Here is a 23,309-nt window from a genome sequence, read left to right on the forward strand (position 1 = left end):
AAGAGAGCCTCAGCTCAAGCGCTGACGCAGGATCAGGAGCGGACTTTCGGCGGCTCGACTTCCAGACGCTGGGCCGCGATGACGGCCTGGGTACGCGAATGCACGCCCAGCTTGCGCAGAATGGCGGTCACGTGGGCCTTGATGGTGGCCTCGGACACATTCAGCTCATAGGCGATCTGCTTGTTGAGCAGACCTTCCGTCAGCATGTTGAGCACGCGGAACTGCTGCGGCGTCAGTGACGCGATCGCCTCGGCGAAGCGCGATTCATCTTCGGAAGACTCGCCCATGGCCTCGGCGATGTCCGTCGGCAGCCAGACCTCACCTTCGAGGATCTCGCCGATGGCTTCGGCGATGACGTCGAGGCTGGCGGACTTGGGAATGAAGCCGGAGGCCCCATAATCGATGGCGCGACGCACCACGTAGGGCTCCTCGCTACCGGACACGACCGCCACCGGGATGTCCGGTGTCTGGCCACGCAACTGGATCAGACCGGAGAAGCCGTGGGCTCCCGGCATGTGCAGGTCCAACAGGATCAGGTCGGCATCGGGATGGCGGGCAACGACTTCGTTGGTCGCTTCCATGCTGTCAGCCTCGACGATCTCCGCCTGAGAGGCAACTTGTCTAAGCGCCTGGGTCAGTGCGGCACGAAAGAGCGGGTGATCGTCTGCAACGATGAACTTCTGGGCAAAGGCCATTGAGTCTCCTCCAAAACCCCGATGGTGATCATCACCGACCTTCCTGGCCGGTCAACAATCGCCGTTATTTTCTGGCATGTTACCCCATAAAACGTGCGTTTAACAAAGCAGCCCACCATCGGAAGATGTACTGATGTTTCGCTCGGGGAACACGAGTATCGCACGGATTGATGCCCGGCGAGCGAACAATCCGTGCGCTGATTCTGACAGCATCCTGGGGATGGTGAGTCAGACAACCCTACCCGCAACGCGACTGGCATGCCAGCCGATCAATGCGACACCGGCAATCAGCACGAAGCCGATCAGACTGGCGATATCCGGCACCTCCCCCCAGATGGCCCAGCCCGCCAGTGCCGAAAACACGATGGTGAGATAGGAATAGATCGACACTTCCCCCGCCGGTGCGAGGCGATAGGCGGTGGTCATCAGAATCTGACCGCCGGCCGCAAAGATGCCGATGCCCAGCAAGGACAGCGCCTGGGGGCCGCTTGGCATCACCGGATTCATCAACATCGGCACCAATGTCACCACACTAGAGACCAGCGAGAAATGCAGCACGATGGTCGCCGAGGCCTCGCGCCCTCTCATCGCACGGATGAGCGTATAGGCCGCCCCCGCCAGCATTGCCGAACCCAACCCGACCATGGCGGGCAACAATGCTTCCACTCCGCCCTCGGCAAATGCCAGTTGCGGCTTGATGACCAGCGCCGCACCAGAGAAGGCGACCAGCATGCCGACCAGCCGCCAGCCACCAAGGCGCTCGGCCAGGAAAAGACCGGCGAACAGGCTGACGAAGAACGGCGATAGCTTATTCAGAATAGTCGCATCTGCCAGCAGAAGATGATCGATGGCGTAGAAGAAGCTCATCACGCCGCCGAGTCCGATCAGTGACCGCGCCATCAGCATCGGCTGGTGATGCCAATGGCCCAGCAGACGCGCGCCCGCCATGCGCACCATCACCACCGCCACGCCGAGACTGACCAGGTTGCGCACGAAGACCTTCTCGAACAACGGCAGGTCGCCGCTCAGCTTGACCATCGCTCCCATCAGCGCGAACGAGATCGCCGACAGGCACATCAGGATGACGGCGCGAGGACGATTCTCGCCCTCATTGGACGACGCGGCGGCGGGAGAACTGGCGGGAGAACTGGCTGGCTGAGAGGCGGGGCAGGATGCATCCGACTTGCCTGCTGACATGGGGGCGGCCTTGATCATGAATTGATTGGGGAAATGCGCAGCGAGGCGCGAACGGACTCCGCGGGCACATGCGCCGGCGCATCATTATCAAGCCAGCGCCTCCTCGATGGCCAACCTTTCACGTCTCGCACAGTGCAAAAGCGCGGGCCAGGAATACGAACAGACAGATGTCCCCGGACAGACGCCTATCGACAGCCGCGGATAGACCGCTCGAATAAACAGCTCGAATGGACAGGCGCACAAAAAAGCGCGGGAGCCAGGCTCCCGCGCTTCGCTGTCGCTGCGTGTCTTGTCAGGCCTCGATGACCGTCACTCGACGCGTTCAGCGGTTGGCGCGCTGCTCGATCAGGTCATCCACCACTGACGGGTCCGCCAGGGTCGAGGTATCGCCGAGGCCGTCGGTCTCGTTGGCGGCGATCTTCCTGAGGATGCGGCGCATGATCTTGCCGGAACGCGTCTTGGGCAGCCCCGGCGCCCACTGGATGACGTCCGGCGAGGCGATCGGACCGATATCCTTGCGCACCCACTGGGTCAGCGTCTTCTTGAGCTCATCACTGGCTTCGATACCGTCGTTGAGCGTCACGTAGATGTAGATGCCCTGGCCCTTGATGTCATGGGGATAGCCGACCACGGCGGCCTCGGCAACCGCCTCATGCGCGACCAGCGAGGACTCGATCTCGGCGGTGCCCATGCGGTGGCCAGAGACGTTGAGCACATCATCGACGCGCCCGGTGATCCAGTAGTAGCCATCCTCGTCGCGACGACAGCCGTCACCGGTGAAGTACATGCCCGCATAGGTGGAGAAGTAGGTCTGCACGTAGCGTTCGTGATTGCCCCAGATCGAACGTGCCTGCCCCGGCCAGCTGTCGAGAATCACCAGGTTGCCTTCGGTCGCGCCCTCGAGGATGTTGCCCTCGTTGTCGACCAGCGCCGGCTGCACACCGAAGAACGGCAGCGTGGCGGAGCCCGGCTTGAGGTCGGTCGCGCCCGGCAGCGGCGCGATCATGATGCCGCCGGTTTCGGTCTGCCACCAGGTGTCCACCAGCGGGCAATTGCCATTGCCGATCACGCGGTGGAACCACTCCCAGGCCTCGGGGTTGATCGGCTCGCCCACCGAGCCGAGCAGCCGCAGGCTCGTGCGCGAGCTTGAGTCCATCACGCTGTCACCGTGTGCCATCAGTGCACGCACGGCGGTCGGGGCGGTATAGAGAATGTTGACCTGGTGCTTGTCGACGATCTCGCCGATACGCCCGTGGGTCGGATAGCTGGGCACACCCTCGAACATCAGCGTGGTCGCGCCATTGGCCAGCGGGCCGTAGACGATGTAGCTGTGGCCCGTCACCCAGCCGACATCCGCCGTGCACCAGTAGATATCGCCATCGTGATAATCGAACACGTAGCGATGGGTCATCGCGGCATAGAGCAGATAACCGCCCGTGGTGTGCTTCAGGCCCTTGGGCGTGCCGGTGGAACCGGAGGTGTAGAGGATGAACAGCGGGTCTTCGGCGCCCATCGCCTCGGCCGGGCAGTCACTGGACTGACGGTCCACCAGCTCATGGAACCAGGCATCGCGGCTGCCCCAGTTCACCTCACCGCCGGTACGCCGCACCACCAGCACGTGGTCGACACAGTCGGTGCCATCACGCTCCAGCGCCTCATCGACGTTCTCCTTGAGCGGCACGCGCTTGCCACCCCGCAGTGACTCATCGGCGGTGATCACGATGCGCGAGCTGGAATCGACGATACGCCCCGCCAGCGCGTCCGGCGAGAAGCCACCGAACACCACCGAGTGCACGGCACCGATGCGCGTACAGGCCAGCATCGCCATCGCGGCTTCGGGAATCATCGGCATGTACAGCGTGACCACATCGCCCCGCTTGACGCCCAGTTCCTTGAGGCCATTGGCAAACTGGCTGACACGCGCGTGCAGCTCGCGATAGGTGATCGACTGGGACTCGTTCGGGTCGTCCCCTTCCCAGATGATGGCGACCTGATCGCCACGCTCGGCGAGGTGGCGATCGAGGCAGTTGTGCGCCACGTTGAGCTTGCCGTCCTCGAACCAGCGCACATCGACATCACCGGGGCCGAAGTTGGTATTGCGGATCACCGAGGGCGCATCAAACCAGTCCAATGACTGGGCCTGCTCGGCCCAGAATGTCTCTGGCGCCTCGACGGACTGCTGATACATGGCCTGATAGCGCTCGCGGTCTGCCCAGGCGTGGGCGGCGACATCGGGAGTGACCGGATGAACCTTGGCATGTTCGCTCATGTGGCGTGACCTCTGACGGATTGGCTGGCGACTCGCTGTCCCACGCGGCATGCGTGAAGCGCAGGCGAGCCGAGGCAAGTCCATTTCAGCTTAAACCCAAGCATGGGGGGGCCACACACTAGACCTTGGTAGATAAATTTTTACTAATTATTTCAACTATTTATCAACAAATTACACCAAGGTCACAGCGACGTTCGGAGGACAGAAACCGCCTGAAAAGACACCTTCTGGCGCGACTCGCACTTTGCAATGACGCGCCAGCGAGCGAAATGCGCCTCAACGCGCAGTCGACGCATTGCGCGCCGGGTCATTCAAGGGCCCGCTCAATTCCTGGCCACAGCGCCGACAGCGATAGCGGTGACCGCGCAGGGCATTGGCGTGGCGTCGCGAGCTGAAATAGTGCGCGGTATCGCAGCCACAACCATAGGCCCAGGGCGTCGGGCTGGCAGTCGAGACATCCATGCGATGCGTCACCTCCGGCGGGATACCGTAGAGGTTGGTCATCACCTGCTGCCACTCGGGGCCATGCGGTTTGACGCGCGTCTTGCCGGCGCGCTCGACCACCTCCATCACCACCCAGTGCGCGACCTCGTGGGGGACGGTCTGGCTGAGGAAGTGATGGCGATTCTCGCTGAGCAGTTGCCAATTGAAGCGCAGCCGCTGGCGCGCCGAATCCGCCGTGCCCGCCGTGCGCCCCTTGAGACGGCAGGAGACCGACGGCATGCGCAGTTCGGGGAACAGGACACGCGCGCGCGCCAGACATGCCAGCACCTGCGCCTCCAGCGTCGCGTGCAGGGCAGGCGCCGTCAGCGCCTCGAGCTCCGCGGCATCGGCCAGCGGCAGTGGCGCCGCGGGGGTCTCCCCCAGGCAGGCCAGAGCATGATCGGGCGCAAAGCGGTGACGACTGACGACACGACGAGTGGATGATGACATGACACGATGACCAGACAGCAGAGCGAAAGAACGGATGAGCTGATGACGAGCGAGCGTACCACTCCTCGAGGCGTGAAATGATACACTAGCGCCATTCACGCCTGCCCGGTTCCCCTTGGTTCACCCAGGTAGCCAGGCGGCACTGTTCGACTTCTCCCCTTATCGCACGTGAGACTCCCCCATGGCCGAGCCTGTCCAGACCCAGCCGCTGCTGGATGATGAATCCCTCGACATCCTCGACGAATTCCTCGAGTCCGACATCGTCGGCCCGGAAGCTCTCGATATCATCAGTGCGCATGGCTTCATGCTGGCACTGGCCATCGCACCGCGCGAAGTGCCCTCCAGCCTGTGGCTGCCGGAACTCTTCCAGGGGCAGCCAAGCTACGAAAGCCCGCAGCAGGAAGCAGAAGTCGTCTCCCTGTTCGAGCAGATGCGCGCCAACGCCATCGATGCCCTCGAGCACGGCGTGCTGCCGGAACTGCTGTTCGAGCTGGAACTGGGCGGTGCCGACCCGGTCGAGACACCGATCGGCGACTGGTGCGCCGGCTTCATGGAAGGCGTGTTCATGGACGAGGAGGCCTGGTTCGGCACCCAGGAAGAGGCGGCCGCCGAACTGCTGCTGCCGTTCATGGCCATCTCCGGCGTCTTCGACGATGAAGACCCGGAGATCGGCGAGCTGATCGCCGACCCGATCGGTGCCCAGCGCTTCGTCAACCAGCTGCCGGAACTGCTGCTGGATCTCTACCTGCTCTACCGTGTCCCGCCGGAGAGCCCCAAGCCGTCACCGCGTCGCAAGGGTTCCGCCGCACCGGGCGCAGCCGGCATTCCGCGCAGCAAGCACGCCGGCAACAAGGGCGCTGGCAAGGGTGGCAACAAGAACGGTGGCAAGGGCGGCGGCAAGAAGCGCTGAGCTTGCCATGGCGCTCTTAACGCCGTGCAGCCTTGAAAACGACAACGCCGGGCGACCTCATGGGTCGTCCGGCGTTTTGGTTCCACGCAGCCGTGTCTGTTCAGGCAATGCCAGTTGAAGCAATGTCTGAGAGCTGCGAGCCGCTCAGCGCAGCCGCGTCACCAGGCTATCCAGGGTGCCATAGCCCCACTCGCGACAGCGCTGCATCAGCGGCCGACGCTGCCAGGCGGCCTGGGTGATCTCGACGCTGTGGGCGAAGTGATGCTCGAACAGCGTGGCGACGTCGGCGGCGAAGCGATGGTCCTGCACCTCCTGATTGGCCTCCAGATTCCACTGCAGGCTCCAATGATCGAAGTTGCACGACCCCAACGTCACCCAGTCATCCGCCAGCGAGAACTTGGCATGCAGAAAGCGGGGCTGGAATTCATGGATACGCACGCCCGCCTTGAGCAGCCCGGCATAGAAGCGCTGCCCCGCCGAACGCACGCCCGGGTGATCATGATGCTGGCCGGCGATCAGCAATCGGACATCGACACCCCGGCGCGCCGCGCGCTTGAGACGCCGCCGCATGCTGAAGGTCGGCACGAAGTATGGCGTGCAGATCCACAGCCGCTTGCGTGAGCTACTGGCCTGATGCTGCAGGGAATGACGAATGGCCTGATAGCGGAAACCATGCCCCCAGACCACCCGCCCACGCATGCTCAGATAGCCCTCGACCCGGCACGCCCGCACATTGATGCTGCGCACCGCCAGCCGACTGCCATGGCCACGACTGGCCGCGGAGTCCCACACGCGTGCGAACAGGCGCACCCAGTCACTGATGCACGGCCCCTCGATGCGTATCGCGACTTCCGACCAGGCCTCGGCGAAGACATCCACCGCACCGAAGCCGCCGGTAAAGCCCACCTCCCCATCGACCACCAAAAGCTTGCGATGGTCACGCGTCAGATTGCGCCCCAGCCGCCACCAGGAAAGCGGGTTGTAGATCCTGAGCTGGATATCGGCCTCGATCATGCGCTGGCGGTCAGCTTCCTCGAGGCCCAGCGAGCCGAAGCCGTCCAGCAGCACCAGCACCGTCACGCCGCGGCGACGCGCGCCACACAGCGCATCGATCAGGACGCGACTGAGGTGGCCGCTCTCGGCCAGATACAGCTCGAGCAGGATGGAATGGCGCGCGGATTCCACCGCCTCCAGCATGCTGGGCAGAAAACGCGCGCCTTCCGGCAGCAAGGTGAATCGATTGCCTGATCGCCACATTCCCAGCATGCCTTGCCTCCCGTCATTTCCCTGCACGGCACGATACAGATGGCGATGCCCATGACGGTTCACCGCCAGATGCTGCCACTGTGCGCTTCGTCACTACGCACTCAGTCACCAAGTACTCTGTCGCTACGTACTCAGTCACCAAGTACTCTGCACGGCGTCTGCGGGCAGAATGCGTATAATGTTCAATATCATGCTCGCGCTGAGCGCTACCAGCCAGACCATGAAAACGTCGCAATCAACCCTCATTCATCGTCCCGATGCTTTATTCGTGAACGCCGACAGATTGTCGTTTCCGGTAGTCCGTCCTTGTCCACACCTGCGAGAGCCTCACCATGTCGCCAGTCACCTTAGTCTTGCGCCCATTGCGCAATGTCAGTCGCCGTCTGCTGGACAAGTGGGTGGAGCTGCGCGCGGTGGAGCCCGACATCAATGCGTTGGACCACAGCGCCTTGAACCTCGACCCGACGCTGCCGGTGGTCTACGTCTTCCCCTACCAGGCATTGTCCGACGAGCTGGTGGTCGAGCAGCTGTGCGAGGCACGTGGCCTGCCCTCTCCGACCCTGCCTCTGAGCATAGGCGACCTGCGCCTGAGCCACTCCCGTCTCCGTCTGTTGCGGCGCTCGCGCAGCGACAGGAGCCTGCTGTCACGCCGACTGGCCAAGTTGATCGCCGCACTGGAAGACGCCCCGAGTGATGTCGAGGTGCAGCTGGTGCCGGTCAGCGTGTTCTGGGGGCGTGCCCCGGGCAAGGAGTTCGGCTTCTGGAAGTTCATCTCCGCCGATAGCTGGCGGGTGACGGGCGTGCTGCGCCGCGCCATCGCGATTCTGGCGCATGGGCGCTCGGTGGATGTGCATTTCGGTCAGCCGCTCAGGCTGCATGAAGCGCTCAGGGAAGGCCCGCAGGACTCGGCGCTGGCGCATCGCCGCATCTCGCGCCTGCTGCGCGTGCACTTCCGGCGCGTGCGTACCCGCCTGCTGGGGCCAGACCTCTCCCACCGCCACACCATGATTCGCAACCTGCAGAAGGCGCCCGCCGTGCAGGACGTGATCAGCGAGCTGGCACGCGAGCAGAATCAGCCGCCGGCACGCCTGGAGAAGCGCGCCCTGCAGTATGGTCGCGAGATCGCCTCCAACATGGGCTATCCGGTGCAGCGCTTTCTGGCGCATGCCCTCAAGCGGCTGTGGCACAAGCTCTACGACGGCGTCGAGGTGCGTGGAATGTCGCAGGTCAAGGCCATCGCCGGCGACTGCGAGCTGATCTACGTGCCCTGTCATCGCAGCCATATCGACTACCTGCTGCTGTCCTACGTGCTGTTCCACGAGGGCCTGATGACGCCCCACGTCGCCGCAGGCAAGAATCTCGACATGCCGATCATCGGCCCGATCCTGCGCCGTGGCGGCGCCTTCTTCCTGCGCAGAAGCTTCCGCGGCAATCGCCTGTATGCCACCGTCTTCGACGAGTACGTGCACCAGCTGATCACCCGTGGCCACCCGCTGGAGTACTTCATCGAGGGGGGCCGTTCACGCACCGGCCGCATGCTGCCCCCGCGCCCAGGCATGCTGGCGATGACCCTGCGCTCCTTCCTGCGTGATACCCGCCGCGAGGTGGCCTTCGTACCGGTCTACATCGGCTACGAGAAGGTCTTCGAGAGCCTGAGCTATCAGCGCGAACTGTCAGGGGCCAGCAAGAAGAAGGAATCACCGCTGGACCTCATACGTGTGCTCGGCCAGCTCAAGCAGCCCTTCGGCAAGGTCTACCTGAACATCGGCGAGCCGCTCAAGCTGGGCGAATGGCTGGATGAGACCGCGCCGGACTGGAAGGCCAGCCGTCATCAGCGTCGCCCAGAATGGCTGACCCAGGCGGTGCCACAACTGGGGCATGAAATCGCCACGCGCATCAATGCCGCCGCCGCGCTCAATCCGGTCTCGCTGACGGCGCTGGTGCTGCTGTCCACCGCCCACCACGCCATCGAGGCCAGCCTGCTGCAACGCCAGCTGGCGATGCTGGTGCGTCTCGCCGACAAGCTGCCGGGCCGCCATGACCACAGTCTGCCCGAGGGCACGCCGGATGAGTGGGTCGCACACTGCGCCCATCTGGGGCTGGTCACCCTGCGCCCACAGAGTCTTGGCGAGCTGGTGATCGCCACCCCGGAACAGGCCAGTCTGCTGACCTGGTATCGCAACAACGTGCTGCACCTGCTGGCGCTGCCGGCGCTGATCGCCTTCGCCTTCCGCAATACGGCCCAGTACACCCTCGAGGCACTGGAAGACCAGATCAGTCCCGCCTGGCCGTTGCTGGTGCGCGAGCTGTTCGTCCCCGAGGCCCCTGAGCTGAAGGCGGATATCGCCGCCACGCTGGCTCTGATGAGCGAGGAAGGCCTGCTGGAGCATCAAGCCGCGACTGGCGACACTCCGGAGCGCTGGTCACGTCCGGTGGCCAGTCAGGAGCCTTCCGAGCAGCTGCGCCTGCTGGCTCAGCCGGTACAACCGACGCTGGAACGCGGCTACCTGTTGATCGCCGCCCTGTTGCAGCACGGCAGTGGCACGCTGGACCGCGAGTCCCTCGAAAGCCATTCCGGCGCCCTGGCCGAGCGCCTGACCCTGCTGTCGGGCCTCAATGCACCGGAGTTCTTCGACAAGCGTCTGTTCAGCGGCCTGCTCGATACGCTGCTGGAGCTGGAGTTCATCTGGCTGGAGAGCGGTCAGCTATGCTTCGGTGAAGCGCTGGAAGACCTGCAGGTGCACGGCCGCGACCTGTTCGATCCCGCCCTGCGCCACCGCCTGCAGCATGTGCGCCTGCGCGACAGCGAGAACGAGAACGAGAAAGAGAAAGAGAGCGACGCCCCGACTGAAGGCATGGACGAGGAGCAGCATCCTGCCCTCAGCGACAGCGAGCGAGCTGACGAACCCGTGTCAGCAGACCACAAGGCGTCCGACACCTCTTCTCAGCGCGAATGAGATGATGGGCCGAGGCCCCTGGAGCAAAAAAAGCCCCCGCTCGCGATCTGATCGCGAGCGGGGGCTTTTGCGTTTGGCGGAGGCTTTTACATCGCTGACGCCATCGTCAGGCGTCAGCGCTATCAGCGCAGCGCCTGCTTCACATAGACGTCGTAGCGGCTGGTCTTCTCCTCGACCACATGACTCGGCGCGAGCCCGCCGATCGGTTCGGCCTTGCGGGGGCGCTTGACCACCACGCGATGCGTCGCGACCTCCAGCGCCGCCTCGAGCAGCGCCGGGGCATCCGCATCATCGCCGGCCAGAGCGCGGAAGACACGCATCTCCTTCTTGACCAGGGCCGACTTGTCACGGTGCGGGTACATCGGGTCGAGATGCACCACCTGAGGCGGCTGGTCCCACTGCGTCACCAGCTCCCCGAGCTCCCGCGTGGCATCACCGTGCAGCGCCTGCATGCGCAGCGCGATCTCACGAATCTCGTCATCCGCGCAGCCCTGTGCCCGGGTCAGGCCATCGACCAGGATCGCCGCCGTGGCCGCCACGCGTTCGATCATCAATACCGGTGCCCCGAGACTCGCCAGCACGAAGGCATCACGCCCGAGCCCTGCGGTGGCATCGACGATGCTCGGCAGTGCGCCTCGGTTCAGACCACAGGCGCGTGCGATCAGCTGGTTGCGCCCCCCGCCGAAACGACGGCGATGATCGGCACGACCGGCGACGAAATCGACGCACAGCGGCTTGCCGTATTCGCGCTCGTCTCCGGCGATCACCAGGCGCGGTGCGCCCTGCTCGTCCAGCGCCACCTCGAGCTTGAGCGCCGGCATCTCGTCATCTTCCCGCAGCGCGATGCCGAAATGTGCCGCCAGCATGGCGAGTTCCGGGCGCGCCTGCAGCCGTGAACGGGCAATGGCGATCACGGGAGCGGCATCGGCCGCTGCATCATGGGCAGCAAGGGAGTCTTCGGGTGGCAGCATGGATGGGCTCTATGAGAAACGGTGAAGAGAAACGGTGAACGCAGGAAAAGGGAAACTCGCATGGCATGCGATCAGGCTGACAAACGCTGACGGCGCCGCAAGAGCGACGCCGTCAGGAGACAAGCTTACGTCATCGCGCGCATGGCTTACAGCAGCAACAGCATGCCGAACAGCATCATGCCCAGCAGCAGGCGGTAGATGACGAAGGGCAGCATGCCGATGCTGTCGATGGCCTTGAGGAACAGCTTGATGCACACCAGCGCGGAGACGAAGGACAGCACCACGCCGAGGGCGACATCGAACAGCTGCGCCTCACTGCCGGTCTCGATCAGCTCCAGGCCCTTGAGCAGGCCGGCCGCGACGATCAGCGGAATCGACAGCAGGAAGGAGAAACGTGCGGCGCTCTGACGCTCGAAGCCCAGCAGCAGCGCGGCGGTGATGGTGATGCCCGAACGCGAGGTGCCGGGAATCAGGGCCAGCGCCTGGAACAGGCCGATGATCAGCGCACCCTTGAGCGTCAGCGTCGCCAGGTCACGCGTGCGTGCGCCCTTGACGTCCGCCCACCACAGCAGCAGACCGAAGACGATGGTGGTGGTACCGATCACCGCGATCGAGCGCCCGGCCGTTTCCACCACATCGCCCAGCAGGCCGCCGAAGATCACGGCCGGCAGCGTCGCCAGCAACACCGCCCAGCCCAGACGGCTGTCTTCGGTCTGGCGCGCCGCCAGCGTGCCGCTGCCGCTGAACTGACCAAACCAGCCAGCGAGAATATTGGCGACATCCTTGCGGAAGGCCATCACCACGGCCAGCAAGGTACCGACGTGTACCGCGACATCAAACGCCAGCCCCTGGTCCGGCCAGCCGAACACCTGGGAGGGCAGAATCAGGTGGGCGGAGGAGGAAATCGGCAGAAATTCCGTCAGACCTTGAATGACGGCCAACGCCACCACATGCATGAGTTCCATGAAACATCCTTTTAAGAGAGACGGGCCTCAGTGGCCCACACGGACGACAGACATCGTCTGTGGCACTGCACGTGCCGTAGTGACAGAACAACGCTTTGCGTCAAGCCGCGCCGCGAGTGTCGGGCGAGACATGATGATGCGCGAACCTTATGTCAGCCTTGGCTGAACCCACGATGACGCAACGAGATGGCAATCCCTGGTGCCATCAGCGCCATGCCACCTCATTGCGCAGATAGACCGGCTGGGCCTCGACCGCCGACACGGCTTCACCGCGGGCATACGCCTGGGCGGCCAGCATCACCATGGCCTCGGCATCCGGTTGCGGCTCGGGAAGTTGCAGTGCCAGGCTGGCACGCACGCTCTGGGGCAGCTCGTCGTGCATCACCAGTCCCGAGCCGACCGCCAGCCAGTCATGCTCACGCAGCGCCGCAGGCAACTCCAGCAGGCCCGGAGCGCAGACCTGCTCGGGTAGCACCTGCTCGACCTCGATCTCGCCGTCAGCGCGCGTCACGACGCGATAGGCGCCGGTGTAGAGCTCGCCCATGCGTGCATCCAGCATCGGCAGCACGAAACGCGCGTGATGCAGGCGGTGGGCCTGCAGTGACAGGGCCGCCAGCGTCGAGACGCCGATCACCGGCACATCGAGACCGAAGGCGAGGCCCTGGATGGTGCCAGCGGCGATGCGCAACCCGGTGAACGAGCCCGGTCCGTGGCCGTAGGCCAGGGCGTCGAGGTCGTTGAGGGTCAGATCGGCAGCGGCCAGCAGCGCCTCGATCATCGGCATCATGCGCTGGGTGTGCTGACGGGGAGCCTCACAGCGCTCGGCAGTAACAACGCCGTCTTGCCACAGGGCAACGGAACAGGCGGAAGAGGATGCATCGATGGCCAGAAGCGTGGTCATGGGCGGTTCGTCGTCAGAAAAATGTGACGCGATTCTACCCGTCCCCCGCGGGCAGCAAAAGACGCAGGCTGTCCACGGCTGGTGTCGGCCGCGGGCGTCACTCCTGCTGCAACCCCCGAGCCCACGCCGGCAAGCGGCCTGCCGCAACGCCTGATTCCTGATTCGCGCCAGTATGCGAAGAACAAAAAAACGCCCGCAGACAATGTCTACGGGCGTTCTTCGTCAGGCGACCGGCTTCACCAGCGCGATCAGATCTGTTCCAGCTGAGCCACCTGAGGCGTGCCAGGCAATCAGTGCTCCAGCGCGCTGACCAGCTGAGCACGAATGTCGTCGACGGAGCCGACGCCTTCGATGCGGTGGTAGGCCGGTGCCTGGGCATCGCCAGTGGCAGACCAGCTGGAGTAGTACTCGACCAACGGTTCCGTCTGCTCGTGATAGACGGACAGGCGGTTGCGCACGGTGGCTTCGCGGTCGTCTTCACGCTGGATCAGGGCTTCGCCAGTGACGTCGTCCTTGCCTTCTTCGCGCGGCGGGTTGTACTCGATGTGGTAGACACGACCGGAATCCGGGTGCACACGACGACCGGACAGACGCTTGACGATCTCTTCGTCAGCGACGGCGATCTCGACCACGTGGTCCAGCTTCACGCCGGCTTCCTTCATGGCGTCAGCCTGCGGAATGGTGCGCGGGAAGCCGTCGAACAGGAAGCCGTTCTCGCAATCGGCCTGGCTGATGCGCTCCTTGACCAGGGCGATGATGATCTCGTCGGACACCAGTCCGCCGGTATTCATGATCTCCTTGACCTTGAGTCCCAGCTCGCTGCCGGCCTTGACCGCGGCGCGCAGCATATCTCCGGTAGAGATCTGCGGGATGTTGAAACGCTCGCAGATGAACTGGGCCTGGGTGCCCTTGCCGGCGCCGGGGGCGCCCAACAGGATCAAACGCATCGGTACTGCTCCTTGAGTGTGCAAATGAAAAGCATCAAACGGGTGTAAAGGGTCATCTGGCGCTGGTGCACCTTGCCCTCGGCGGCAGATAGCCATCCAAGGCGCTCTGGTCGTCGACACGATCGAGGTGAAGCGGCGAAACTCGCGGCGTCGAGACGCTCGACTACCTCATGAGGGCCGAACGCAGCGAGCGTATCGATGACCAGGATGAATATGGGCAGCGGACCAATATGTGCTGCGCAAAACGACGGCGCGCACGGATGATCTCATTATGTCATCGCCATGCAATGTAGAGCTGACGATACCGTTCACACGACGCCGGCACAAGCACACCAAAGGCGCGTATGCCGCCCTTTGGCACTGTTTTGGCGCGCAGGAGGGCCTGTCGCCCTCCTCGCCGGTTGCCGACCTGCCATACACGGCTGTCATGATACGAAACGCCCCCTGCGGCACGCGGTCGCAGAGGGCGTCTTTCCACTCACGCCGGGCCACCTTGCTCAGTCGCCGTGGCGTGATCAGGCTGAGTCATGTCAGCCGTTGCTGTGCCAATGTCTCACTCGGTGACGTCTTCCGCCTGGCTACTGCGACGCAGACGCACTGCCTTGGCGCGCTTGCTGCGCAGACGGATGTTGAGCATTTCCACCGCCAGCGAGAAGGCCATCGCCACGTAGATGTAGCCCTTGGGCACGTGGACACCGAAGCCTTCGACCATCAGCATCATGCCGACCATGATCAGGAAGGACAGCGCCAGCATCTTGATGGTCGGGTGACGATCGACGAAATCGCCGATGGGCTTGGCGGCCACCATCATGATGCCCACCGAGATGACAATGGCGATGACCATCACCATCAGGTGATCGACCATGCCCACCGCCGTGATCACCGAATCCAGCGAGAAGACGATATCGATCAAGGCGATCTGGACCATGATTGCCATGAAGCTGGCGCTGCCTTTCTTCGCGCCCTCTTCGGCGGGGTCTTCGCCTTCCAGGTTGGCGTGGATCTCGTGGGTGCTCTTGCCGAGCAGGAACAGGCCCCCGAAGACCAGAATCAGATCACGTCCCGAGAAGCTGAAGTCGGCCACGCTGAACAGGGGCGCGGTCAGCGACATCAGCCACGACAGCGACATCAGCAGCACGATGCGCATGCCCATCGCCAGGCCCAGGCCGATCATGCGCCCGCGCTGACGCTGGGACTCGGGTAGCCGCGCGACCAGAATCGACAGGAAGATGATGTTGTCGATGCCCAGCACGATCTCAAGCGCGGTCAGGGTCGCCAGGGCCACCCATGCCGAAGGGTCCATCAACCATTCCATTGTCTTGCTCCTTGTGTGTTGCGAGAACCGGCCTTCCCGGGTCGTGCCAGCACGATGCGACAGATCGCGGCAGGTTGGCGTGAAGCATCGCATGTTGTGCAGGGCAGCAACAGCGGTCGCCGCCCTGCCACGCCAACGGACATGCACAAAAAAACGGCCTCCCGAAGGAGGCCGTTCTGTCAGCCAGGCCTGTCAGCCAGACCTGTCAGCGACGGATGCCGAAACCTTCCAGGAAGGTCACGGCACCCGCGCTTCATGCCACAGGCATCATCAGAGCAGCATGCGACGCACGTCGGTCAGCACCTGAGCCAGATACGCCGTGAAGCGTGCTGCATCCGCCCCGTTCACCGCACGGTGATCGTAGGACAGTGACAGCGGCATCATCAGACGCGGCTGGAAGGCAGCGCCGTCCCACACCGGCTTCATCTGCGCCTTGGAGACGCCCAGGATGGCGACTTCCGGCGTGTTGACGATCGGTGTGAAGGCAGTACCGCCAATGGAGCCAAGGCTCGAGATGGTGAAGCAACCACCGGTCATCTCTTCGCGCTTGAGCTTCTTGGTCTGCGCCTTCTTGGCCAGTTCCACGGACTCCTTGGCCAGGTCCAGCAGGCTCTTCTGATCCGCATTGCGGATCACCGGCACCATCAGGCCGTCCGGCGTATCCACCGCGATACCGATGTGCACGTACTTCTTGTGCACCAGGGTCTCGCCGTCGGCCTTGAGGCTGACGTTGAACTGCGGATACTTGGCCAGCGCGTGAGCCGCCGCCTTGATCATGAACGGCAGCGGCGTGAGCTTGGCACCTGCCGCTTCCGCCTCGGCCTTCATGGACTTGCGGAAGGCCTCGAGCTCGGTGATATCGGCTTCATCGAACTGGGTCACGTGCGGGACGTTGAGCCAGCTGCGATGCAGGTTGGTGGCACCGGCCTTCATCAGGCGGCCCATCTTCTTCTCTTCGATCTCACCGAACTGGCTGAAGTCCTGATCCGGCACCTGCGGGATACCGGCACCGCCGGTGGCCTGCGCGGCAGGGGCTGCCGGTGCGGACTTGGCCTTCTGCATCATCTGCTTGACGTAGGCCTGGACATCTTCCTTCACCACACGGCCCTTCGGACCGCTGCCGGAGACGTCCGCCAGGTCGACACCGAACTCACGTGCCAGCAGGCGAACCGCAGGCCCTGCGTGGACCTTGGCACCCTTGCTCGGCTTGTGAGCGGCCATCTGGGCTTCCGGACTCGGCGCACCGGCCGGTGTCGGAGACGGCTTCTGCTCGCTCTTCTCCGCCTTGGGAGCAGCCGGCGCTTCGGACTTGGCAGCCTTCGGCGCAGGCGCGGCACCCGCGACCTCGATGTAACCGATCAGGTCATCCTCGGAGACGGTGTCACCTTCCTTGACGGAAAGCTCCACCACCTTGCCCTTGTAGGGGCTCGGGATGTCCATGGTCGCCTTGTCGGACTCGAGCGTGATCAGCGCGTCTTCCTCGTTGACCTCGTCACCGACGGCCACGGCCATCTCGATGATCGGTACGCTGTCGCTGCCGGAGAGATCCGGGACACGCAATTCCTTGCGCTCCGGCTCACCGGAGGCCGGCGCTTCTTCAGCAGCCGGTGCCTCGGAAGACGTGTCTTCAGAGGTGGACTCGGAGGAAGAAGCCTGCTCGGCCGGCGCGGAATCAGACGCGCTGTCACCGCCTTCACCGGCGATTTCCATCTGACCGATGACATCACCGGAAGAGACGCTGTCGCCTTCCTTGACGGTCAGCTTGACGATCTTGCCCTTGTGCGGGCTCGGGACGTCCATGCTGGCCTTGTCGGATTCCAGCGTGATCAGCGCATCTTCGGCGTCGACTTCATCGCCTTCGGAGACGGCCATCTCGATGATCGGCACGGCTTCGGAGTCGCCCAGGTCCGGCACGACGATGTCGACGGTCTGGGTGCCACCGGAAGCGGCCTTCGGTGCAGAAGCGGACTCTTTCGGCGCTTGCTGCTCAGAGGCTTCCTGCTTGGGAGCCTCTTCCTTCGGCGCTTCCTGCTCGTCAGAAGCGTCAGAGGAGGTGTCACCACCGCCTTCGGCTTCCAGCTCCAGGATATCGTCGCCTTCGGAGACTGTGTCGCCTTCCTTGACGAGAATCTTCACCACCTTGCCGCCCTTCGGTGCCGGCACATCCATGCTGGCCTTGTCGGACTCAAGAGTGATCATGGTGTCTTCGGCGGAGATGACATCTCCCACCGCCACCGCTATCTCGATGATCTCGACATCGGAACTACCGCCAATGTCGGGAACCTTGATGATTTCGCTGCTCAAGATCGTGCTCCTTCCAAAACGTGCACGGGGAGCGACACCCGAATCACCTGCGCATCATCATGATGTCGAGGAGGGAGTGCCGCTCGCCTGTTCCGCGATCTCCGCTCAGACGTTCAGCGGATTCGGCTTGTTGGGGTCGATGCCGTAGGTCTTGATCGCTTCCGCGACCACCTTGCGGTCGATCTCACCACGATCCGCCAGCGCCTTCAGGGCCTGGACGGTGACGAAGTTGCGGTCGACTTCGAAGAAGTGACGCAGCTTCTCGCGGGTATCGGAACGACCGAAACCGTCGGTACCGAGCACGTGATAGTCAGCCGGCACCCAGGCACGAACCTGGTCAGCAAACAGCTTCATGTAGTCAGTGGCAGCCACGACCGGGCCGTCACGTCCTTCCAGACACTGAGTAATGTGCGGCTTGGCCGGGGTCTCTTCCGGCTTGAGGAAGGCCTGACGATCCAGTTCCAGCGCTTCGCGACGCAGCTCGTTGAAGCTGGTGACGCTCCAGATGTCGGCGTCGACACCGTAGTCCTGCTTGAGCATCTCGGCGGCTGCCTCGACTTCACGCAGGATGGTGCCGGAACCCAGCAGCTGAACGCGTGCCTTGCCGTCCTTGCCGCCTTCCTTGAGCAGGTACATCCCCTTGATGATGTCCTCTGCGGGCACCGTCTCGAGTGCTGGCTGCTCGTAGTTCTCGTTCATCACCGCCAGGTAGTAGAAGACCGGCTCGTGCTGCTCGAACATGCGCTTCATGCCGTCCTGCACGATGACCGCCACTTCGTGAGCGTAGGTCGGGTCGTAGGTGCGGCAGTTCGGGATGGTCGAGGCCAGGATATGGCTGTGGCCATCCTGGTGCTGCAGACCTTCACCGTTCAGGGTGGTACGACCGGCAGTGCCGCCGACCAGGAAGCCACGTGCCTGGAGGTCGCCTGCGGCCCACGCCAGGTCACCGATGCGCTGGAAGCCGAACATCGAGTAGTAGACGTAGAACGGCATCAGCGGCAGGTTGTGGTTGGCGTAGGACGTTGCCGCCGCCACCCACGCAGACATGGCGCCTGCTTCGGAGATACCTTCCTCGAGGACCTGACCTTTCTGGTCCTCGCGGTAATACATGATCTGACCCTTGTCGACCGGCTCGTACTTCTGGCCTGCCGCGGTGTAGATACCCAGCTGACGGAACATGCCTTCCATGCCGAAGGTACGCGCTTCGTCAGGAATGATCGGCACGACACGCTCGCCGAGGGTCTTGTGCTTGACCAGACCGTTGAGCACGCGCACGAAGGCCATGGTGGTGGACACTTCGCGGCCGTTGGAGCCCTTGAGCTGGGACGCGAAGATCTTGTCGTCCAGCGGCGGGATTTCCAGCGTTTCGTACTCGGTGCGACGCTGCGGCAGGTAGCCGTTCAGACGTTCGCGCATGAGGTGCATGTACTTCATTTCCGGGCTGTCGTCCGCCGGCTTGTAGTACGGCACTTCCTCGAGCTGCTCGTCGGTCAGCGGAATACCGAAGCGATCGCGGAATGTCTTCAGCGCTTCGTGTTCCATGGTCTTGACCTGGTGGGCTTCGTTGGCCGCTTCGCCATCGCCCATGCCCATGCCGTAACCCTTGACGGTGTGCGCCAGGATGACGGTCGGACGACCGTTGGCGTTGTTGACCGCCTCGTGATACGCCGCGTAGACCTTGTACGGGTCGTGGCCACCACGGTTCAGACGCCAGATATCGTCGTCTGACATGTCCTTGACCAGATCGGCCGTCTCCGGGTACTTGCCGAAGAAGTGCTCACGCGTGTACGCGCCGCCATTGGCCTTGTAGTTCTGGTAGTCGCCGTCGACCGCTTCGTCCATGCGCTTCTGCAGGATGCCTTTCTTGTCCTGTTCGAAGAGCGGATCCCAGAAGCGACCCCAGGTGACCTTGAGCACGTTCCAGTCGGCACCACGGAAGACGCCTTCCAGCTCGTCCATGATGCGGCCGTTGCCGCGCACCGGACCGTCAAGACGCTGCAGGTTGCAGTTGATGACGAAGATCAGGTTGTCGAGATTCTCGCGACCCGCCAGCGAGATGGCACCCAGGGATTCCGGCTCGTCACACTCGCCGTCACCCATGAAGCACCACACCTTGCGGTCGTACATGGACTTCAACTCACGCGAGTTGAGGTACTTCATGACGTGCGCCTGGTAGATCGCCTGGATCGGGCCCAGACCCATGGAGACAGTCGGGAACTGCCAGTAATCCGGCATCAGCCACGGGTGCGGATAGGAAGACAGGCCGTTGCCGTCGACTTCCTGACGGAAGCTGTCCATCTGCTCCTGGCTGAGACGACCTTCCAGGAAGGAACGGGCGTAGATGCCCGGCGCCACGTGACCCTGGATGTAAAGCAGATCGCCTTCGAAATCTCCTTCCGGTGCACGGAAGAAGTGGTTGAAGCCTACGTCGTAAAGCGTCGCACTGGACATGAAGCTCGAGATGTGACCGCCCAGGCCCTTGTGGGCACGGTTGTTGCGGATCACCTGAGCGATGGCGTTGTAACGGATAAGCGAACGGATACGACGCTCCATGAACAGGTCGCCCGGCATGCGCGCTTCGCGGTGCACGGGGATACTGTTGCGATGGGGCGTGGTCACCGAGAAGGGCACCTGATGGCCATCACGACGCAGGCGGTCGGCCAGGCGTGACATCAGGTACTGGGCACGATCCTCACCCTCACGATCCAGAACCGATTCCAGGGAGTCCAACCATTCCGTGGTTTCGATCGGATCGAGATCTTCTCTTGCCTCCAGACTCATAGACGTCTCTCCGAGTGAAGAAATTTTTTGTCAAACGTTTCGACGAACAGCGATATCGAAACCAGTGGCGCTCTTCAGTGTGGGCACGACCTTCTGAGTGGGTCGCATCTCCGATAGACCTGTCGTGACCGGGTCTTGCCGGCCGTCAATCTCGACGCGCATCCTGCGCCAAAGCAGGGCACAAGATGCAGTCATTTGGCGTGAAAGATACCGCAAACACCCCCGCGTGCCAATTCAGGGCGGCAAGACTCACCGGGCTGGTGCAATGCTTGGCTGCCCCGCGGCAGCACTGGCCTCATGCGCCTTGCGGTCGGGACTCATACGCCAGACTGAGCCGCCCTCGATAGCCGTGATGTAGTAAAACTACCAACGCGCCCCGCCACTGGGCGTTTCCTGCCTGGAGACGCCACACAATGCTGCAATGCACCATCGCGAGGCGCCTGCGACCTTAGTCCTGAATGTCGTCCAGCAGGCGATCGAAGTAAGCCCAATCGAAGGCCGGGCCAGGATCCGTCTTGCGCAACGGCGCAATCCGCGCATGCGAGGTGATGCGCTCGCGCGTCAGCGCGGGATAGCTCGCCATCAGGCCGGCCACGGTGCGTGCCAGGGTGCGATATTGGACATCGCGATAGGGATGCACCTCATCGCCCTCGAGTTCGATGCCGATGGTGAAGTCATTGAGCTCGACACGTTCACGCTGACCGTCATGCCAGCGCGAGCGACCGGCGTGCCAGGCACGACGATCGAAGGGTACGAACTGCACCAGGCGACCGTCGCGCTGGATCAGCACATGCGCCGAGACGCGCAGCTGATGGATATCGGCAAAGTAGGGATGGGCGCCGGGGTCGAGCTGGTTGGTGAACAGCTGCTCGATGGCCGGGCCGCCGAAGCGTCCGGGCGGCAGGCTGATGGAATGCAGCACCAGCGCCGAGACTTCTCCCTCGGGACGAGCATTATGATTGGGAGACGGCACCTGACGGGCGCTCTCCAGCCAGTGCTCAGGGGTGACCGCCAGACGCGTCAGGTGGCCCGACCGCGGGGAAGAGGACATGGGGGGCATCGAAGACTCCAGACGGGAAGGTCGTCGCACGCGGGGACTGACCGCTCGCGTGGCTTTTCCTATAATGGCGCACATTATGGCATGCTCGGCAGCCACGGGTCTGTGCCACTGCCCCGGCACACGCACAGACCCCGGCTCCGGCAGCACTCTTCGTACAAGGATCAGACGCGCATGAACTTCCACGACGCCCTCGCCGAGGATATCCGTACCAGCGCCGCCCGCCTGCTCGCCGAGGATGTCGGCGGTGGCGATATCACCGCCGAATTGATTCCGGAGCGCCAGTGGGCCAAGGCGCGCGTGATCAGCCGCGAACCGGCCATCCTGTGCGGTGTGCCCTGGGTCGATGAGCTGTTTCGTCGCCTCGATCCGCGCGTCAGCCTCAAGTGGCTGGCCAGCGACGGTGATCGCCTCGAGGCCGACGCGCCCTTCCTGGAGCTGGAAGGCCCGGCACGCTCGCTGCTGACCGGCGAGCGCGCGGCGCTCAACCTGCTGCAGACGCTCTCCGGCACCGCGACCCGCGCCAGCCACTATGCCTCGCTGGTCGAGGGCAGTGGCGTGCGCCTGCTCGATACCCGCAAGACCCTGCCGGGCATGCGTGTCGCCCAGAAGTACGCCGTCAGCTGCGGCGGTGGCCACAATCATCGCATCGGCCTCTATGACGCCTTCCTGATCAAGGAAAACCATATCGCCGCCTGTGGCAGCATCGCGGCGGCGGTACGTGAGGCGCGCGACATCGCCTCCGACGTCACCTGCGAAGTGGAAGTCGAGAATTTCGAGGAGCTGGCCCAGGCGCTGGATGCCGGTGCCGACGTCATCATGCTCGACAACTTCGACAACGATCAGCTCATCGAGGCCGTGGCGCGCAACAAGGCGCATGCCAAGCCGGCCGTGCTGGAAGCCTCCGGCAACGTCAGCGAGGCGACCCTGCCGGGTATCGCCGCCACCGGCGTGGATTGCATCTCGATCGGCGCGCTGACCAAGGACGTGACCTCCATCGACCTGTCGATGCGCATCTACACTGTCGAGACCCGCTAGCCAACGACAGGTGAATGCCTTCCTGCTGGCCAGCTCCTGTCCTGCAGAGGTCGCCGCTGACGCCGGCCCATCTGTCACGACACATTGCCATGCCGCCAGGGAGGCGCCCCATGTCCCCGCCATCTCCTCATCAGCATCCGCCTGAAGCCCCCAGGGCATCAGGCGGATGCTGGCAGACGCGCCGCTGGAGTCTCTACGCGCCGATCTATGACCGTGTGGCCGCTCGCATCCTGCGCTCCGCGCGGCGCGATGCCATCGCGACCCTCGATATCCAGGCGGGCACCCGCGTGCTGCTGCTCGGCGGTGGCACCGGGCTCGACCTGCCCTTCCTGCCCCGCGACATCGAACTCGAGGTGATCGACGCCTCCCCCGCCATGCTGCGCCGCTGTCGCGAGCGCGCCGAGACGCTGGGCTTCGATGCCAACGTCAAGCCGGGCGACGCCATGGCGCTCGACTTCCCCGATGGCTATTTCGATGTCGTCATCGCCCACCTGATCATCGCCGTGGTGCCCGAGCCCCAGCGCGCCTTCGATGAAGCGCTGCGCGTTCTGGCCAGCGATGGCGAGCTGTCGTTGCTCGACAAGGGCCTGCGCGGCAATCGCCCGGCTGGACGGCTGCGTCGTCTGCTCAATCCACTGGCCCGGCTGGTGGCGACCAACCTCAATGTGCCGCTGGACAACCTGCTGGAGGGCCATGCGGTGCAGCGACTCGAGGACCGCGACCTCGGCCCCGGCGGGGCGTTGCGCCACATGCATCTGCGCAAGATCTGATCTGCACTGCCGCTCCCCCTTGCATTGCGCGTT

General features: G+C 63.7%; 17 protein-coding genes. 4 read left to right on the forward strand and 13 right to left on the reverse strand.

Annotated elements, in window-relative coordinates:
- Positions 1 to 32: 32 nt before the first annotated feature.
- The 4 genes from H2O77_RS15070 to H2O77_RS15085 form a co-directional block, all read right to left on the reverse strand.
- Positions 33 to 695, reverse strand: a complete 663-nt coding sequence (locus tag H2O77_RS15070; protein WP_043333788.1) for a response regulator transcription factor — start codon at positions 693 to 695, stop codon at positions 33 to 35.
- 228 nt (positions 696 to 923) lie between these two features.
- Complete coding sequence (locus H2O77_RS15075) at positions 924 to 1,892, reverse strand: DMT family transporter (protein WP_240548633.1); 969 nt, start codon at positions 1,890 to 1,892, stop codon at positions 924 to 926.
- A gap of 322 nt (positions 1,893 to 2,214) precedes the next feature.
- Positions 2,215 to 4,161 carry an acetate--CoA ligase gene (gene acs, locus H2O77_RS15080; RefSeq protein WP_107335998.1) on the reverse strand — a complete coding sequence of 649 codons (1,947 nt, stop codon included), beginning with the start codon at positions 4,159 to 4,161 and terminating at the stop codon, positions 2,215 to 2,217.
- 276 nt (positions 4,162 to 4,437) lie between these two features.
- Entirely contained in the window at positions 4,438 to 5,094 is a 657-nt protein-coding gene (locus H2O77_RS15085; RefSeq protein WP_215823457.1) for a SprT-like domain-containing protein, read from the reverse strand.
- A gap of 181 nt (positions 5,095 to 5,275) precedes the next feature.
- Between H2O77_RS15085 and H2O77_RS15090 the strand changes: the two genes are divergently transcribed.
- The gene (locus tag H2O77_RS15090; RefSeq protein ID WP_064503292.1) at positions 5,276 to 6,004 is read left to right on the forward strand and encodes a YecA family protein; all 729 of its coding nucleotides are present in this window, start codon (positions 5,276 to 5,278) and stop codon (positions 6,002 to 6,004) included.
- Between the two features lie 144 nt (positions 6,005 to 6,148).
- On the opposite strand, the gene H2O77_RS15095 is transcribed toward H2O77_RS15090, so the two are convergent.
- Positions 6,149 to 7,270 (reverse strand): phospholipase D-like domain-containing protein, encoded by a 1,122-nt coding sequence (locus H2O77_RS15095; RefSeq protein ID WP_054556850.1) that lies wholly within the window; start codon positions 7,268 to 7,270, stop codon positions 6,149 to 6,151.
- A 332-nt stretch (positions 7,271 to 7,602) separates the two neighbouring features.
- On the opposite strand from H2O77_RS15095, the gene plsB reads away from it, so the two are divergent.
- The gene (plsB, locus tag H2O77_RS15100) at positions 7,603 to 10,227 is read left to right on the forward strand and encodes a glycerol-3-phosphate 1-O-acyltransferase PlsB (protein ID WP_215823458.1); all 2,625 of its coding nucleotides are present in this window, start codon (positions 7,603 to 7,605) and stop codon (positions 10,225 to 10,227) included.
- 122 nt (positions 10,228 to 10,349) lie between these two features.
- Here plsB and H2O77_RS15105 read toward each other — a convergent pair whose 3' ends face one another.
- From H2O77_RS15105 to ampD, 8 genes are all read right to left on the reverse strand, one after another.
- Positions 10,350 to 11,048 (reverse strand): class I SAM-dependent methyltransferase, encoded by a 699-nt coding sequence (locus tag H2O77_RS15105; protein ID WP_225348174.1) that lies wholly within the window; start codon positions 11,046 to 11,048, stop codon positions 10,350 to 10,352.
- A gap of 296 nt (positions 11,049 to 11,344) precedes the next feature.
- Positions 11,345 to 12,163: an undecaprenyl-diphosphate phosphatase gene (locus tag H2O77_RS15110; protein ID WP_043333784.1), complete on the reverse strand. Its 819-nt coding sequence runs from the start codon at positions 12,161 to 12,163 to the stop codon at positions 11,345 to 11,347.
- A gap of 205 nt (positions 12,164 to 12,368) precedes the next feature.
- Positions 12,369 to 13,064, reverse strand: a complete 696-nt coding sequence (gene tsaB, locus H2O77_RS15115; RefSeq protein WP_215823459.1) for a tRNA (adenosine(37)-N6)-threonylcarbamoyltransferase complex dimerization subunit type 1 TsaB — start codon at positions 13,062 to 13,064, stop codon at positions 12,369 to 12,371.
- A 290-nt stretch (positions 13,065 to 13,354) separates the two neighbouring features.
- The gene (gene adk / locus H2O77_RS15120; protein WP_215823460.1) at positions 13,355 to 14,011 is read right to left on the reverse strand and encodes an adenylate kinase; all 657 of its coding nucleotides are present in this window, start codon (positions 14,009 to 14,011) and stop codon (positions 13,355 to 13,357) included.
- A 553-nt stretch (positions 14,012 to 14,564) separates the two neighbouring features.
- A complete protein-coding gene (locus H2O77_RS15125; RefSeq protein WP_043333781.1) occupies positions 14,565 to 15,326 on the reverse strand; it encodes a TerC family protein in 762 nt (253 codons plus the stop codon).
- Positions 15,327 to 15,596: 270 nt separating this feature from the next.
- A complete protein-coding gene (gene aceF / locus H2O77_RS15130) occupies positions 15,597 to 17,630 on the reverse strand; it encodes a pyruvate dehydrogenase complex dihydrolipoyllysine-residue acetyltransferase (protein ID WP_215823461.1) in 2,034 nt (677 codons plus the stop codon).
- Between the two features lie 105 nt (positions 17,631 to 17,735).
- On the reverse strand, positions 17,736 to 20,411 hold the full coding sequence (gene aceE, locus H2O77_RS15135) for a pyruvate dehydrogenase (acetyl-transferring), homodimeric type (RefSeq protein WP_043333779.1): 2,676 nt from the start codon (positions 20,409 to 20,411) through the stop codon (positions 17,736 to 17,738).
- A 448-nt stretch (positions 20,412 to 20,859) separates the two neighbouring features.
- Entirely contained in the window at positions 20,860 to 21,462 is a 603-nt protein-coding gene (gene ampD, locus H2O77_RS15140; RefSeq protein WP_215824634.1) for a 1,6-anhydro-N-acetylmuramyl-L-alanine amidase AmpD, read from the reverse strand.
- A gap of 180 nt (positions 21,463 to 21,642) precedes the next feature.
- On the opposite strand from ampD, the gene nadC reads away from it, so the two are divergent.
- Positions 21,643 to 22,506, forward strand: a complete 864-nt coding sequence (nadC, locus tag H2O77_RS15145) for a carboxylating nicotinate-nucleotide diphosphorylase (protein ID WP_054556845.1) — start codon at positions 21,643 to 21,645, stop codon at positions 22,504 to 22,506.
- A gap of 110 nt (positions 22,507 to 22,616) precedes the next feature.
- A complete protein-coding gene (locus H2O77_RS15150; protein ID WP_215823462.1) occupies positions 22,617 to 23,276 on the forward strand; it encodes a class I SAM-dependent methyltransferase in 660 nt (219 codons plus the stop codon).
- Positions 23,277 to 23,309 lie beyond the last annotated feature (33 nt).

The sequence above is a fragment of the Cobetia sp. 4B genome (assembly GCF_018831605.1).
Taxonomy (GTDB): Bacteria; Pseudomonadota; Gammaproteobacteria; order Pseudomonadales; family Halomonadaceae; genus Cobetia; species Cobetia amphilecti.

Coding starts and splice junctions, on each gene's coding strand:
- aceE (WP_043333779.1), bottom strand. CDS start 20,411: ATGAGTCTGGAGGCAAGAGAAGATCTCGATCCGATCGAAACCACGGAA.
- H2O77_RS15070 (WP_043333788.1), bottom strand. CDS start 695: ATGGCCTTTGCCCAGAAGTTCATCGTTGCAGACGATCACCCGCTCTTT.
- H2O77_RS15105 (WP_225348174.1), bottom strand. CDS start 11,048: ATGCCGGCGCTCAAGCTCGAGGTGGCGCTGGACGAGCAGGGCGCACCG.
- H2O77_RS15075 (WP_240548633.1), bottom strand. CDS start 1,892: ATGTCAGCAGGCAAGTCGGATGCATCCTGCCCCGCCTCTCAGCCAGCC.
- adk (WP_215823460.1), bottom strand. CDS start 14,011: ATGCGTTTGATCCTGTTGGGCGCCCCCGGCGCCGGCAAGGGCACCCAG.
- acs (WP_107335998.1), bottom strand. CDS start 4,161: ATGAGCGAACATGCCAAGGTTCATCCGGTCACTCCCGATGTCGCCGCC.
- H2O77_RS15110 (WP_043333784.1), bottom strand. CDS start 12,163: ATGGAACTCATGCATGTGGTGGCGTTGGCCGTCATTCAAGGTCTGACG.
- H2O77_RS15095 (WP_054556850.1), bottom strand. CDS start 7,270: ATGCTGGGAATGTGGCGATCAGGCAATCGATTCACCTTGCTGCCGGAA.
- H2O77_RS15125 (WP_043333781.1), bottom strand. CDS start 15,326: ATGGAATGGTTGATGGACCCTTCGGCATGGGTGGCCCTGGCGACCCTG.
- nadC (WP_054556845.1), top strand. CDS start 21,643: ATGAACTTCCACGACGCCCTCGCCGAGGATATCCGTACCAGCGCCGCC.
- H2O77_RS15150 (WP_215823462.1), top strand. CDS start 22,617: ATGTCCCCGCCATCTCCTCATCAGCATCCGCCTGAAGCCCCCAGGGCA.
- H2O77_RS15090 (WP_064503292.1), top strand. CDS start 5,276: ATGGCCGAGCCTGTCCAGACCCAGCCGCTGCTGGATGATGAATCCCTC.
- H2O77_RS15085 (WP_215823457.1), bottom strand. CDS start 5,094: ATGTCATCATCCACTCGTCGTGTCGTCAGTCGTCACCGCTTTGCGCCC.
- plsB (WP_215823458.1), top strand. CDS start 7,603: ATGTCGCCAGTCACCTTAGTCTTGCGCCCATTGCGCAATGTCAGTCGC.
- ampD (WP_215824634.1), bottom strand. CDS start 21,462: ATGTCCTCTTCCCCGCGGTCGGGCCACCTGACGCGTCTGGCGGTCACC.
- tsaB (WP_215823459.1), bottom strand. CDS start 13,064: ATGACCACGCTTCTGGCCATCGATGCATCCTCTTCCGCCTGTTCCGTT.